This window comes from Microbulbifer magnicolonia (assembly GCF_035117725.1).
Classification (GTDB): domain Bacteria; phylum Pseudomonadota; class Gammaproteobacteria; order Pseudomonadales; family Cellvibrionaceae; genus Microbulbifer; species Microbulbifer magnicolonia.
In genome coordinates this window covers 1,812,771-1,825,545 of record NZ_JAYEFD010000001.1, presented here as the reverse complement: position 1 = coordinate 1,825,545, position 12,775 = coordinate 1,812,771, and the positions used below count along the sequence as shown (strand labels likewise).

At 56.9% G+C, this 12,775-nt stretch carries 10 protein-coding genes; 9 read left to right on the top strand and 1 reads right to left on the bottom strand.

Annotated elements, in window-relative coordinates:
* Nucleotides 1-498 precede the first annotated feature (498 nt).
* Nucleotides 499-867 carry a hypothetical protein gene (locus tag RRF64_RS07945; RefSeq protein WP_323845298.1) on the bottom strand — a complete coding sequence of 123 codons (369 nt, stop codon included), beginning with the start codon at nt 865-867 and terminating at the stop codon, nt 499-501.
* Between the two features lie 108 nt (nt 868-975).
* Here RRF64_RS07945 and RRF64_RS18790 point away from each other — a divergent pair, with 108 nt between their 5' ends.
* The 9 genes from RRF64_RS18790 (at nt 976) to RRF64_RS07905 (ending at nt 12,768) form a co-directional block, all read left to right on the top strand.
* Nucleotides 976-1,191 carry a helix-turn-helix domain-containing protein gene (locus RRF64_RS18790; RefSeq protein ID WP_422732612.1) on the top strand — a complete coding sequence of 72 codons (216 nt, stop codon included), beginning with the start codon at nt 976-978 and terminating at the stop codon, nt 1,189-1,191.
* A gap of 78 nt (nt 1,192-1,269) precedes the next feature.
* Complete coding sequence (locus RRF64_RS07940) at nt 1,270-1,791, top strand: hypothetical protein (protein WP_323845297.1); 522 nt, start codon at nt 1,270-1,272, stop codon at nt 1,789-1,791.
* Entirely contained in the window at nt 1,781-2,275 is a 495-nt protein-coding gene (locus RRF64_RS07935) for an ImmA/IrrE family metallo-endopeptidase (protein WP_323845296.1), read from the top strand. The genes RRF64_RS07940 and RRF64_RS07935 overlap by 11 nt, the downstream gene beginning before the upstream one ends.
* 270 nt (nt 2,276-2,545) lie before the next feature.
* Complete coding sequence (locus RRF64_RS07930) at nt 2,546-3,766, top strand: DUF6161 domain-containing protein (protein ID WP_323845295.1); 1,221 nt, start codon at nt 2,546-2,548, stop codon at nt 3,764-3,766.
* A 2,396-nt stretch (nt 3,767-6,162) separates the two neighbouring features.
* Complete coding sequence (locus RRF64_RS07925) at nt 6,163-6,672, top strand: hypothetical protein (protein ID WP_323845294.1); 510 nt, start codon at nt 6,163-6,165, stop codon at nt 6,670-6,672.
* A 2-nt stretch (nt 6,673-6,674) separates the two neighbouring features.
* Nucleotides 6,675-8,708, top strand: a complete 2,034-nt coding sequence (locus tag RRF64_RS07920; RefSeq protein ID WP_323845293.1) for a tetratricopeptide repeat protein — start codon at nt 6,675-6,677, stop codon at nt 8,706-8,708.
* A complete protein-coding gene (locus tag RRF64_RS07915; RefSeq protein ID WP_323845292.1) occupies nt 8,705-11,848 on the top strand; it encodes a tetratricopeptide repeat protein in 3,144 nt (1,047 codons plus the stop codon). Before RRF64_RS07920 ends, RRF64_RS07915 begins: the two co-directional genes overlap by 4 nt.
* A gap of 9 nt (nt 11,849-11,857) precedes the next feature.
* Nucleotides 11,858-12,457, top strand: coding sequence for a tetratricopeptide repeat protein (locus RRF64_RS07910; RefSeq protein WP_323845291.1), 600 nt, complete (start codon nt 11,858-11,860; stop codon nt 12,455-12,457).
* Between the two features lie 5 nt (nt 12,458-12,462).
* The gene (locus tag RRF64_RS07905; protein WP_323845606.1) at nt 12,463-12,768 is read left to right on the top strand and encodes a hypothetical protein; all 306 of its coding nucleotides are present in this window, start codon (nt 12,463-12,465) and stop codon (nt 12,766-12,768) included.
* The last annotated feature ends 7 nt before the right edge of the window (nt 12,769-12,775 follow it).

The following is a 12,775-nucleotide window of genomic DNA, read 5'->3' as shown; positions in this document are numbered from 1 at the left end:
GGCGGTTGATTGGCTATCCCGCCGAAACGACGGGTTAGGAAGTGCTCGCGGTGGATTGTGACGCGCCGGGAGCGGCGAAGGGGTCGGCATTTCACCGACCCTTAAAAGGATCGGCGGCGGGCTCAAAGTTTGAGTTCGCTTCGTTTGTCAGTCTCAAAACCGACAAATTATCGGTTTTAAAAAAATGCGGCTCCATCAGCCTTGGAGAGTGGACTGGCAGAGCCGCAAGGAAATCAATTCCTAATTTTGCCGGGTTGACCGGTGCCCGCTGCTTTAGATCTGGCGGCCGTGCTCGGCGGCGTAGATAACTCCGGCTAGGGCTGCGTTCACCTCCTCCCCGATCAATTCGATTAGCGCCTGTTTGGCCTCCTGGTCGGGGCACATAGCCACCCATTCCAGGCCTGCGTTTAGGCTTTTGACTCGGTGCAACTGCTTCATGTAAGGGCTGGTTAAAGTGGGCTGTTCGTGATCGTGGTTAGTCATAGGCTGGGACCTCGGTTAGTGAAGGCGGTAATAGGGGGAAGTCTTGATAAAGGGGCGGTCGAAGGCACCGCGCAGCACCGCCAGTGCGGCCTCTGCCTGCTGGCGGTCGGTGAATACTTCGTCAATCAGCGAGAGATTGACTGCGCGGGTGTTGAAACCGGTTTTCTCGTCAATGCAGATAAAAAAGAGGGTCTTGGCGTCTCCGGTGCCTGTGTTCAGCGCCTTGGCTTTGGCCTTGGCCCATGCCTGGCGCATGGCCTCGGCGATGAACGAGTGAGCGGAGAAGCCGAAGCGGCGGGAGGCCTGCCGGGCGATTCTCCACGCGTCCCACAGGATGGCGCGATGGTCGTAAGTCCGGGTGGCTCTTTGCGCTATCTGTTTCATTTTCCCTCTCCGCTTTATTTCCTTACCGATTGACCGTAATATTATTACGGTTGAGCGTAACTATCAATAAAATTTTACGCCAGAGAGTAAAAAAATTACGGTTTGCTTATGAACGGAATGCAGTGCCGCATGGCGCGGGCCGGCCTCAATTGGTCTGGCAAGGATCTGTCCGACAGGACAGGAGTGAGGCCGGCGACAATTAGCGCCTTTGAAAAGGGCGGAGCCGCCTTAACCACTACGGTGGAGAAATTGAGAGAGGCCTTCTTGGCTACTGGCCGCGTGCGGTTCGAGGGTGAGACCGGCGTATTTGTGACCCCTGCTTAGAAATTGACCATCTGTTGCTATTGATAGACAGGTATTGAGACCATGCGTACAATCCGGGGCCGTTTCAGAGGGGGCATAGTGATTCATCGAGTATTCGCGTGGCTTAGCGCCATCCTCTGGATCGTCGTTATTGGCGCCGGTGTTTACCTCTTTTTCGGGGATTTCTTAAACTCCTACCCTGTGGAAGTGGTCTATAAGGAAGTCTGCGACGAAAATGCGGAGCTATGCTCCAAGCGTCCCGATGTGATAAACATAGCGGTCCAGCTAGGGCGCCTAGATTTTATCGGCATGGCCCTAACGGTCCTCGGGGTCGGAGTTGGCCTGTCGGCGGTATTTAGTTTCCTTTACATCAAGGAAAAGTCGGTCATCGAAGCGAGAGAGGCCGCAAAGGTAGCCGCCGAATCGGAAATGGCTTCCCTGTCTGACCAGGCAAAAGAGAAAATCGATGCCGCGATTGAGAATCTCGCGGCGCAAGCTTGGGAAAAGGTAGAGGAACACTTGGAGGCCCATAAGGAATTAATGGGTTTAACTGGGGAGGTAACTGGTGATATCGGTGACGACATCGCCAGTAGCGTTGAGGATAGTGGCAATGGCAATTAGTCAAAATCAGTTGGCCGTTATCAACGATTACAGATCGCGCCTGCCTGTTGATGTTGTGGGCATGATCGAAGCGTTGGGCGTCGATTATGAAGGCTCTTTCGACCTGGATTCAGATATCTCCGGCGAAATTGAGCGCCTGAACGAAAGCAAGTTCGTTATTCGGGTGAATGCGACCCATGCTGATACGCGGCAGCGCTTCACCGCAGCGCACGAGCTCGGCCATTACATGCTGCACCGTTCGCTAATCGGTGAAGGCCTGGACGACAATAAGGCGTATCGCAGCCAGGCGGTGGGTAAGTTTCACAACACTAATATCACTGCTCGACACGAGACTGAGGCGAATCAGTTTGCTGCGGCGGTGCTGATGCCTACCGGGCTGGTCGTTTTAGAGCACGCAAAAAACTCGGATATCGGGCACTTGGCTAGTCGCTTTGGGGTATCTCATGAGGCGATGCGGATTCGTACTAAGTCGCTGAATTTGTAATTCTGTATACGGCTCTGCTTCGGCAGCCGTCTCTGAGACTATGTCTAGGTACGTCCGGCATAGCCAGCCCAGCAAAGGCGATAGCAAGCCTGTTGGCGCTGCGAGTAGGGCCCCTTTGGGGGCCTTTGCTTTTTCTGGGGGTGATGTTCTTTGCCCTGTTCCGTCACTTTGCTGTTCTATTCCCTCTCCCCTGTCGATTGTTGCGCCTTATATGTGTTCGCGGAATCTGGTAAAAATCGATAGAAAGGAAATTTCTGGACTGGTTGAATAATGAACAAAAATATAAATGTGCAATTCAAGGATGTTACAGGGAAGCAATTTAAGTTTGAGGGACTTAGGGAGCTGCGTGAGTTTCTTTCTGGTGAAGTCAGTTATTGGCGTGAGCAACATGACGAAATAGCTAAGAGCCAGAAGCAGTTTCACGGCCATGTGACTTTCTATTCCACACTAGAGAGCGCGGTACGCTCGATAGATGGCTGGTTGAAGAAAGCCGAAGAGTCGGAGCAAGAGGATCTCCAGGGGGAGATGGCTGAGTTACAGCGACAGCTCTTGCGGTATACCGCTAATAGCTTCTTGTGGAGTGGCCATCCATTAACGGCCCAGTATGTGGAAATTCATAAACAGCATAATCATGCTGTAGCGAGCAAGTTCCTGGATTACGTCGTTAAGGGTGTACCGTCCAGCCTGGAAAGCAAGGATGGCTTTCTCGGTGCGATGTACGGCTATGAGTTTGTCCACCAGGACTCTGATTTGGTCAAGCGGCGAAATGCTGAACGGATATCTCTAGGCCACCTCCGCAACCAGATGGAGGAGGCAACCACAAAGCTGATCGGAGAGGCTGAGAATTTCAAGTCTGAGTTTAAGGAGTGGGACGAAAGCGCAAGGGACGATTGGACCGAGTGGACAGGTGAGGCGCAGGGCCAGCATAGCGGAGCTCAAGACGAGCGACGTGACGAGTTTATGCGGTTCATGGATGGCTGCAATACACGGATCGACGGGCTTGAAAAGACATACGAGGAGAAGCTCCGGCTAGCCGGGCCTGCAGAGTATTGGAGAAAGGCAGGGAACAGGTACGGGATTCAGGGCGGTCTATGGATGCTTGCGCTTATCGCATCTGTGGTGCTGGGACTCGTTTATTTTTCCAGTTACTTCAATAGCTGGTTGGCCGGGAAACAGATCGGAATCCAGTTGAACACCCTGCAGGGAGTGCTGATGTTCGGAACGGTGGTTGCTGTATATGCGTTCCTGGTGAAGACTCTCTCAAGATTGACCTTCAGTGCATTTCACCTAATGAGAGATGCACAGGAGCGGGAGCAGCTTACTTATCTCTACCTGGCATTGGTGAATGATAAGAAAATCGATGAAGCATCTCGGGATCTGGTGTTGCAATCTCTTTTCAGTCGGAGTGAGAGCGGTTTGCTTGCCGGTGAGTCCGGGCCGACTATGCCAACGGTGGGTGACATGATCAGATCGGTGTCGGCTGGTAAGTGACCCTTGAGCTGAGCGTATAGCGCTAATAAGGCCCCCTAGGGGCCTTTGCTTTTTCTGGGGGTGACAATCTGCGCCGCTCGGGATCTTCTGGCCGTTCTGCTTCTCGTCAGCTCTTTCCCTCATCCTGTCGGACCTCAACCCTCTCGCGCTGCCCGGCATATCACCAGGCAGAATGACGCAGGGATCGTGCGATATGGAAAAGCCATACCGTATCGAATGCACCCGTCAATTCCGCCAATGGGCCGATCCCGACAGCGTTGTCATGTATAGCTATGCGCCGTTTGGGGTATCTCTAGTGGCGGCTTCTTTCTGCTCTCTGCAGCTCACTCGCGTGGGAAAAGGCACTGCAGCCAGTAGGCTAGGGGTGAGATTTCAAATCGCACCCTTTATGCGGGTCTGAAATCCAGAAGGTGGCGGCCTGCGGTTGCCTGTCCCGTCTGCCATGGCGAGGGGGCGTGTTTGAAACGCGACCCTTAGGGCTCAACATTTCTGGATTTGAACCGGTCTTAGATGGCGCTACCAAGGGAGTCGCGAATCACGACTCCCTTTTATCCTGCCGCCGTCTCGGCTTGCAGCCCGGGAATCCGCCGGCCTGCTCGTGATTGCTGGGCCATGCTGCTGTTACACCTTTTCGCTGTAACACTTAAGGAGTTACACCAACGTGTAACAGCGCAAACCCAGTAACCACGGGGCCTGTAGCCAAGCTGTAACACCTGTACACTTGTAACACCTCTATTTGAGAGGGGGTAGGTATTGGCCGTCCCCTCACCCCTTTGGTTGGGGTGGAGACTGCGGGGCAGGTATGACCTCCACTGTGGCAGAGGTGGGGGTGGTATGCCCTCGGCAGGATATAGGGAGAGGCATTGCTTTATTTGGTCATGGGCTACATGTGCATCGAAAGGGTCGGCAGATTGTGCCGACCCTTGATGAGAGTGGGTGTCTCTATTTCCTCTGCTGAAGGGTGGGCCGTTTGTGCTCGCTCTTCTGGTGTGGCGTTGCTATTTCCCACGTAGGGTACGCAGATTGTGCGTACCCTCGGTGGCTGGGGTGTGAGCTCTATGCATACCCATGAAGGGTACTCATATTGTGAGTACCCTGGCGCCGTGGTGCGAGTCCTTGCCAAGGTTTCGCCTGTGCGGGTAATTCGGACCGCGTTTGCGCTGCAGCTGGGAAGGCATCATGAGTTAGTTAGTCATCTGGTGAGCTGATGACGAGCAGGTTTAACTCTAAGCCTGGCTGGGGGTTGAGCATGCGTGCTCCGGCTGACTGCGTAAGTCAGACTTACGGGTTGAACGGGTCCTCCTGAGGGGGTGGTGCACACGGGTAATTCGGACCCCGGTTTCTTAACAGATATATGATTTTTCCTAGGGGGGTTATACCCCGGGCTCAGCCAGGACCAGCAGGGAGGGGCGGATCTGATACCTGGTAGCGCTATGCAGATACACCGCCGCCCCCGGTTCATTTTTATGCGTAGCGAATTGAATACAAAAAGCCCTCCGGGCTGCTGGCACGGGATGGTTATAAAGTAGTCAGTTGATCAGGGGCGGGCGCGCCGATTTAGTGGGGGTTGGACAGCTCACGTTAGAAACGCGAGTTGTCAGCACGCGCGGCGACTGAATTTTTAAGGGTGGGATTACCTAGCGGGGAGGGGGCTGATTCCTGAGGCCTCATGGCGCAGCACCGCCGCACTGGTGAAAATCTCACAATGGCCAAATTCAAGTAGGGGGGGTGGCAGCGCCGGCGCTTTCCTATCGGTTGAATATCGGTATACTCGCGACCCTCAAGCGGGAGGCTGCAAAGCAAAGTGGTGCTATTTTTGGTGCTACATTTTGCTGATAGTGTTTTGCGGGCCTTGGAATTGCTGGCTTTCCGGCAGGTTTTCAAGTCCCGCCCTGGCACCATTTTTCAGGCACTCGTGAAAGCGGGTGCCTTTTTTTATGCCCGCGTTTCGCATCGACCTGCCATAGGAATTGGGTAGCCCGGCGTTCCCCCGGCACCGGCCGCTCGGCGGCAATGATTTCCTGCTGGCTTTCACTGGCCCTCTGTTGGGGTCACCAAATCATTTCACAGTGGGCATGCAGCAGTACCTCACAATTCCGGTGTTGCTTCAGTGCGAAATGCGCACGCGTTCACTTTTTCGGGGCGCAGCGGATGCCATTGAGCGCGGTACTGTGCGGCTGATTTCTTTCACGCATTAAAAACCTTACTGGCTTTTTCTCTTCGACCGGTCGCACCGGGATGCGTGAGATTTGACTTGTCTCACATTTGGCCATGCCCCGATTGCAATACAATCCCGCTGTCTAATAGCCCCTCGTTTACAGGCATTTCCTTGCGGCCGGTCCGGGTCGTGGCGTCGCTGGCGTTCATTGTTAGAGGTAGGGTCAGAGGTAAATAGCATGGTCAGAATTCTACAAATAACAATCCTGCTGCTGCTGGCGACCGCCGGGTACGCACAGAGTGTAAGTCGGGATGAAATCCGCGGACTGGATGAGCAGATCCAGGATGTCAAAAAAGACGTGATCAATCTGACCGGCGAGCTCGCGCAGCTGGAGGAAAAATTACTCTTTCCATCCAATACGCAGGTGTCTTTTTTTGTTTCGCTCGCCGATAAGCAGCCTTTTGATCTAGAGGCGGTCGAGCTCAAGCTTAACAACGAGATCGTCGCCCACCACTTGTACACCTTTCGCGAGATAGAGGCCCTGCAAAAGGGCGGTGTGCAGCGAATTTACACCGGTAATGTGCAGACCGGCAGTCATCCTCTCGAGGTCACCTTTATCGGCAAGTCGACGTCCGGCAAAGCGTATCGGGCCAATGCCAGCTACAAGGTTGAAAAGGCCGTCGGTCCCAAGTTTGTCGAAATAAAAATTGCCGGAACCGAGTCCGCGATTAACTTCAAGGACTGGTAACAATGTATTCCCGTCTGGTACCCGCACTGCGCGGCGCTGCTCCCGCAACGCTGCGGACGGTCGGCGCCGCACTGTCGGCGCTGCCCCTGGCGCTGTGCACAAATTTCGCTGTTGCCAAGGCTGCGCAGGAGAAGCTCGAGGACCTGTTCTTCGGCGCCGCCATGTTCGAGGCCTACCAGGAAAATTACTTCGATGCGATCGTTGGTCTGGACACCGAGCTGAATCAGTATCGCAGTCTGGATGAGCCGGGACTGGATCCTTTCACTGCACACCTGGGGCAGGCGGAGTTTTCCGTGGGTGACCTGGAGCTCTCTTACCGCATGCACCGGGAGGCGGGGCGCGCTATCGAAGCGGTACTGAAAGGCAATGTGTCGCAGTCAGTGCGCAATGAGGCGGCCTATCGCCTGGCAAAAATTCATTACCACAAGCAACAGCCGCGCAATGCTTTGCATGCCCTGGAAATGATTGAAGGGCGTGTGCCCGAGCGCGTGCGCGCCGATGAACAATTCCTGCGCGCGCGGGTTTATATGGAGCTTGGCCGTTTCGAGGAAGCGGTAGCGCTGCTGCGTGACCTGAAGGGTGACGAGTCACTGGACGGCTTCGTGGAGTACAACCTGGGTATCGCCCAGCTCAAAGCCGGCCAGGAAGAGCGCGGTGTGCTGGAGCTGACGGCGCTGGGCAAAAGACGCAGCTCCGATGCGGCCAAACAGGCGCTGTATGACAAGACCAACCTGCTGCTCGGCTCCTACCTGATGGAAGCTGAGCAGCTGGAGCTGGCCAGACCCTATTTCGATCGGGTCAATCTCGAGGGTCCCTTCTCCAATCGCGCTCTGCTCGGCGCCGGCTGGGTGGAGGCGAAGGCCGGGCGCTACGATCGCGCACTGGTGCCCTGGAAGCTGCTGCAGCAGCGCAAGGGCACCAATGAGTCTGTACAGGAAGCCATGCTGGCGGTGCCCTACGCCTACGGCAAGCTGGACGTGCACAGCACCGCCGCAATCAACTACGGCCGCGCGCTGGATTCCTTTGGCAACGAAGTTGACACCCTGACCGCGTCCATCAAAAGCATCCGCGAGGGGAAATTCCTCGAGGCGTTGCGGCGCAAGGAGGCTACGCAGGTGAAAAACTGGGTCGTGGCCCTGCGCAACCTTCCCGATGCGCCCGAGACCCACTACCTGCTCGATTTGATGGCATCCAACGACTACCAGGAATTCCTGCGCAACTACCGCGACCTCAACGACCTGTTCGAGCGCAATGAAGAGTGGCTGGCAAGTCTGACGGCCTACGAAGATATCATCGAGCTGCGCCGCGCCTACTACGAACCACTGCTGCCGGGTCTGGATAAGAAATTCCGCGAACTGGACGCGCGAATCAAGCTCCGTATCGAGCAGCGGGACAAGTTCGCAGGCCGCATCGAGCAGATGCTGGTCACCCGCCGCCCCGAATACCTTGCCAGGGCGGAGGAGCAGCACGCACGGCTGCAACTGCGACGGCTCCGCAAAGTGATGTCTCAGCACCCGGGCGGGTTTACCGATGCAACCCTGCAGCGGGTAGCGCGCCTGGAGGGCGTGCTCAACTGGCGTCTGTCCACGGAATACGATCAGCGACTGACCGAGGCCTACAAGCATCTGCAGGAACTGAACATAGAAATCGAGCAGCTGCAAACCGTGTATCACTCATATGTGCGCAGCCGCCAGGCCGCCACCCATAGCTACACCGGCTACCACGACACCATTCGCCGACTGCGAGCGCAGATCGAGCAAAAGCAGGATCGCCTGGACACGCTGATGGCGCGCCAGGGCAGTATGCTGGAAACCCTGGCGATCGACGAGTTGGATCGCCGTCGCGCGCAGCTGGAGAGCTATCAGATCAAGGCCCGTTTTGCCCTCGCCGACAGTTATGACCGGGCCAACGAGCTGCAGGAGCAGCGCGCCGACCAGATGAAGGTCGAACAGCACCGCGCCAATCAACCCGAACCCCTGCCCCAGGATAATCCACCGGAACTGGATGCGCCGTCGAGCGAAGGAGGTGAGGAGTGAAGCCCTTCGCCGAGCGCACACTGGTGAGTGCCATCGTTATGCGTCGTTGCGCCACTGCCGCCTCCATGGCGTTGCTGCTCAATGCCTGCGCCGTCAACGGCGGCAAGACCATTGGCAGCCTGCAGAGTGTCGATATCGAGATCAAAGAGGAGCATATCGACGGCAGTCTGGAAAAGGCCCTGGCCAGTTACCAGAAGTATTTGCAGGAAACACCGGAATCCAGCCTCACCCCTGAGGCGATGCGGCGTATCGCCGACCTGAAAATCAAACAGGCACACCGCGCTGAGGACGCCGCGATTGACAGCGCGGTCGGCGCTGCCGCGACTAGCGGTGCGGTGGTCGCCATTGATGCCGATGCGGCCGCGCCGTCGACGCGGCTGGACGCGCCGACGCGTGCAAGCGCGCCCATTGCCGCCAGCCAGCCATCGGCAGCGGACCCTGGCGATAATGGCGCACAGGAATCCGACCGCGATTTCGAAGCGCGTGCCAGTGCGAGCATAGCAATCGAGACTGATAATACGCCGCTGCAGGTGCCCGGCGGTGATCCCGATGCGATGCTGTCCGCCAATGCGCGTGAGGCCATCAAGCTGTATCGGGATCTCCTGGCCAAATACCCGCTGTACGACCGCAATGATCAGGTGATGTACCAGCTTTCCCGCGCTTACGAGGAAACCGGGCAGATTGAAGCGGCCGTGGATGTGTTGCGGGACATGGTGGCGAAATTCCCCAATTCTCGCCATATCGATGAGTCCTGGTTCCGCCTGGGTGAGTACTACTTTACCCGCAAGAAATACCTGGATGCCGAGGAGGCCTACGGCAGGGTTATCGGCATCGGTGTGGCGTCCAGCTTTTATGAGCTGGCGCTGTACAAGCGCGGTTGGTCGCTGTTCAAGCAGGACATGTACGAGATGGCCCTGGACGACTACATCGCCATGCTCGACTACAAGGTCTCCCGCGGCTATGACTTCGAACAGCAGAGCAACGAAGTCGAGCGCAAGCATGTCGAGGATACCTTCCGTGTCATCAGCCTGAGCTTCTCCTACCTGGGCGGCGCCGAGTCGATCGTTGATTACTTTTCCCGCAAGGGTGAACGCCAGTACGAATCCCTGGTGTACAGCCACCTCGGCGAGTACTACCTCGACAAGCGTCGCTACCAGGATGCGGCCAAGTCCTATAACGCTTTCGTTGAGCGGAATCCGCTACACAAGGTATCGGCGGACTTTTCCATTCGCGTTATCGAGATCTACAAGAAGGGTGGCTTCCCCAAACTCGTACTGGACGCGAAGAAAGAGTTCGCAACCACCTACGCACTCAATGCGCAGTACTGGACCGTATTCGAAATCAACGAATACGGCGAAGTGGTTGAGTTCCTGCAGAGCAACCTGATCGACCTGGCGAGCCACTACCACGCCGCTTACCAGAACAAGAAGCTGAAGGACAATAAGGCAGAGCACTACCGGGAGGCGATTCACTGGTATCGCAGTTACCTGCAGTCCTTCAGCGACAAGCCCCGCGCGCCGGAGATCAACTACCAGCTCGCCGGCCTGATGCTGGAGAACCGCGATTATCATGGCGCCGCGCTGGAGTATGAGCGCACCGCTTACCAGTACCCCGTGCACAAGGATTCCAGCGAAGCGGGCTACGCCGCGGTCTACGCCTATCGGGAACACCTGGACAACAATCTGAAAAATGCCGCGGCGTCCCAGCGCGCGCCGCTGCTGCGGGAAATTATCCGCTCGTCCCTCAAGTTTGCCGACAGCTTCCCGCAACATGCCAAAGCGCCGCAGGTTATGGTGGGCGCGGTAGAGGAGCTATACGGCCTGAAAGACTATCCGCAGACGGTACACAACGGCAGGCTGTTGCTGGAGAAGTTCCCTGCGGCAGAGCAGGAAATTCGCCGCTCCGCCTGGATATTGGTGGCCCATGCGTCTTTCGATACCGAGGCCTTTGTCGATGCCGAAGCGGCCTACGGCCAGGCGCTCAGTCTGACCGCCGCGGATGCCAAGGACCGGGCCGGTCTGGTGGACAACCTGGCAGCGTCGATCTATCAGCAGGGCGATCTGGCGCGCAAACAGGAAGATCACGCGACCGCGGCCAGTCACTTCCTGCGCATTCGCAATGTGGCTCCGGGTGCGACCCTGCTGGCCACCGCCGAATACGATGCGGCGGCCTCCCTAATTGTCTTGCAAGACTGGACACAGGCGGCAACCGTGCTGAACGGCTTCCGCCGCAATTTCCCGCAGCACAAACTGGCCAAAGACGTCACCAAGAAACTGGCGGTGGTGTACCAAGAGAGCGGCGAACTGCTGCTGGCCGCGGCGGAGTTCGAGCGCATTGAACGCGAATCGGAAGATGACGATGTGCGTCGCGAAGCGCTCACCCAGGCTGCAGATCTCTACAGCGCGGCCAAGGACAGCGAAAAAGCACTGACCGTGTTGCGCCGCTACGTGAAGCTCTTCCCCAGTCCGATGGAGCCCGCGTTGGAAACGCGTCAGAAGATTGCCGACCTGTACAGGGCCGCCGGTGAGCAGCAGCGCTATCTGGATGAGCTGCGCGAAATGGTGCGTATCGAGCTGCGCGGCGGACAGCAGCGCAACGACCGCACGCGCTACCTGGCAGGCAATGCGGCGCTGCTCCTCGCCGAGCCCAGCTTCGATGCATTTGCCGAAGTTCAACTGGTCGAACCGATCAAGCGGAATCTGGACAAGAAGCGCCTGCGTATGAAAGCCGCCATCAGCGCCTACTCGGATCTGATCGATTACCAGGTGGCCGACGTCACCGCCGCCGCCACCTATTACCTGGCAGAAATCTACCTGCATTTCAGCCGGGCACTGAAAGACTCTGAGCGGCCCAGCAACCTCAGTGCGCTGGAACTCGAGGAGTACGAACTGGCGCTCGAGGAGCAGATCTATCCGTTCGAAGAAAGGTCGATTTCGGTGCACGAGAAGAATGTCGAGTTACTGGGTATGGGTATCTACAACGCCTGGATCGAGAAGAGCATCGGCAAGCTCGCCAGTCTGGTGCCGGCGCGCTATGCGAGAGCCGAGGACGCCGGCGAATACCTGCCGAGCATAGTGCCGATGGCGCCGGTTCCCGAGCAGGCGAGTGCCGATGACGCCCTGTCCGGTGGCGAGGGGTAAGGAACAGCTATGAATCTGATGGCGATGCAAAAAGTGATGCAAAGGCTGGTGGTGCTGTCACTGGCGCTGCTGCTGGCCTCCTGCGCCAGTACACCTACGAGCGGCCGCCGGGTATCCGACTATTCATCGGTGCGCGTGTCGGGAAGTATCAATCGCGATTTTGAGCGGTCGCTGGAATACCTGCGCGACGAGAATTTCCCGGCGGCCATCGAGCTGCTGCTGGCGGTGGTGGAACGGGAGAAGCGCCTGCCGGCACCCTATATCAATCTCGGTATCGCCTACTACAAGAGCGGTAACGAGAAGAATGCCGAAGAGGCGTTCCTGCACGCACTGCAACTGGATCCCCAGCACCCGGCCGCCACTAATGAACTGGCAGTCCTGTACCGCAAACAGGGCCGTTTTGCCGAGGCCCGAAAAATTTATGTCAATTCGCTGGCCAAGAACCCGGATTATCTGCCCCTGGTCAAAAATCTGGGCATATTGTGTGATCTCTATCTGCAAGATCTTCAATGCGCTCTGGCACAATTCAACCAGTACCTGAGCCTGGAGCCGGGAGACAAAGAGGTCTCCATCTGGCTGGCGGACCTGCAGCGGAGGACGGGCAAGTGAAACCGATGAAGTTCAAGGCCATATTGTGGGCTGTCTTCGCGCTGGGAGTCTCGAGCGTGTCCGCGCAAGCCCAGACCGAAAACGCCAACGGCAAAAAGGTGGACACGAAGGTCAAGGAACTGTCCGGGATCTCGATTATCGGCAACAAGGAAGCGCCCAAATCGCTGTATATCGTTCCCTGGAAGAGTTCCGAGGTGGGTGTGGAAAGCGATCTGGTTTCCAGTCTGATGGATGACAAGCTGAAGCCCCTGGATAAAGAGGTCTTCGCGCGCGAACTGGAATTTTACGAGCTGAGCCTGTCCGGCGATTGAGGCCGGG

Bases quoted from the DNA above. Each gene is read 5' to 3' on its own strand.
- RRF64_RS18790 (WP_422732612.1), top strand. From the start codon at position 976: ATGAACGGAATGCAGTGCCGCATGGCGCGGGCCGGCCTCAATTGGTCT.
- RRF64_RS07905 (WP_323845606.1), top strand. From the start codon at position 12,463: ATGAAGTTCAAGGCCATATTGTGGGCTGTCTTCGCGCTGGGAGTCTCG.
- RRF64_RS07930 (WP_323845295.1), top strand. From the start codon at position 2,546: ATGAACAAAAATATAAATGTGCAATTCAAGGATGTTACAGGGAAGCAA.
- RRF64_RS07920 (WP_323845293.1), top strand. From the start codon at position 6,675: ATGTATTCCCGTCTGGTACCCGCACTGCGCGGCGCTGCTCCCGCAACG.
- RRF64_RS07945 (WP_323845298.1), bottom strand. From the start codon at position 867: ATGAAACAGATAGCGCAAAGAGCCACCCGGACTTACGACCATCGCGCC.
- RRF64_RS07925 (WP_323845294.1), top strand. From the start codon at position 6,163: ATGGTCAGAATTCTACAAATAACAATCCTGCTGCTGCTGGCGACCGCC.
- RRF64_RS07910 (WP_323845291.1), top strand. From the start codon at position 11,858: ATGAATCTGATGGCGATGCAAAAAGTGATGCAAAGGCTGGTGGTGCTG.
- RRF64_RS07935 (WP_323845296.1), top strand. From the start codon at position 1,781: ATGGCAATTAGTCAAAATCAGTTGGCCGTTATCAACGATTACAGATCG.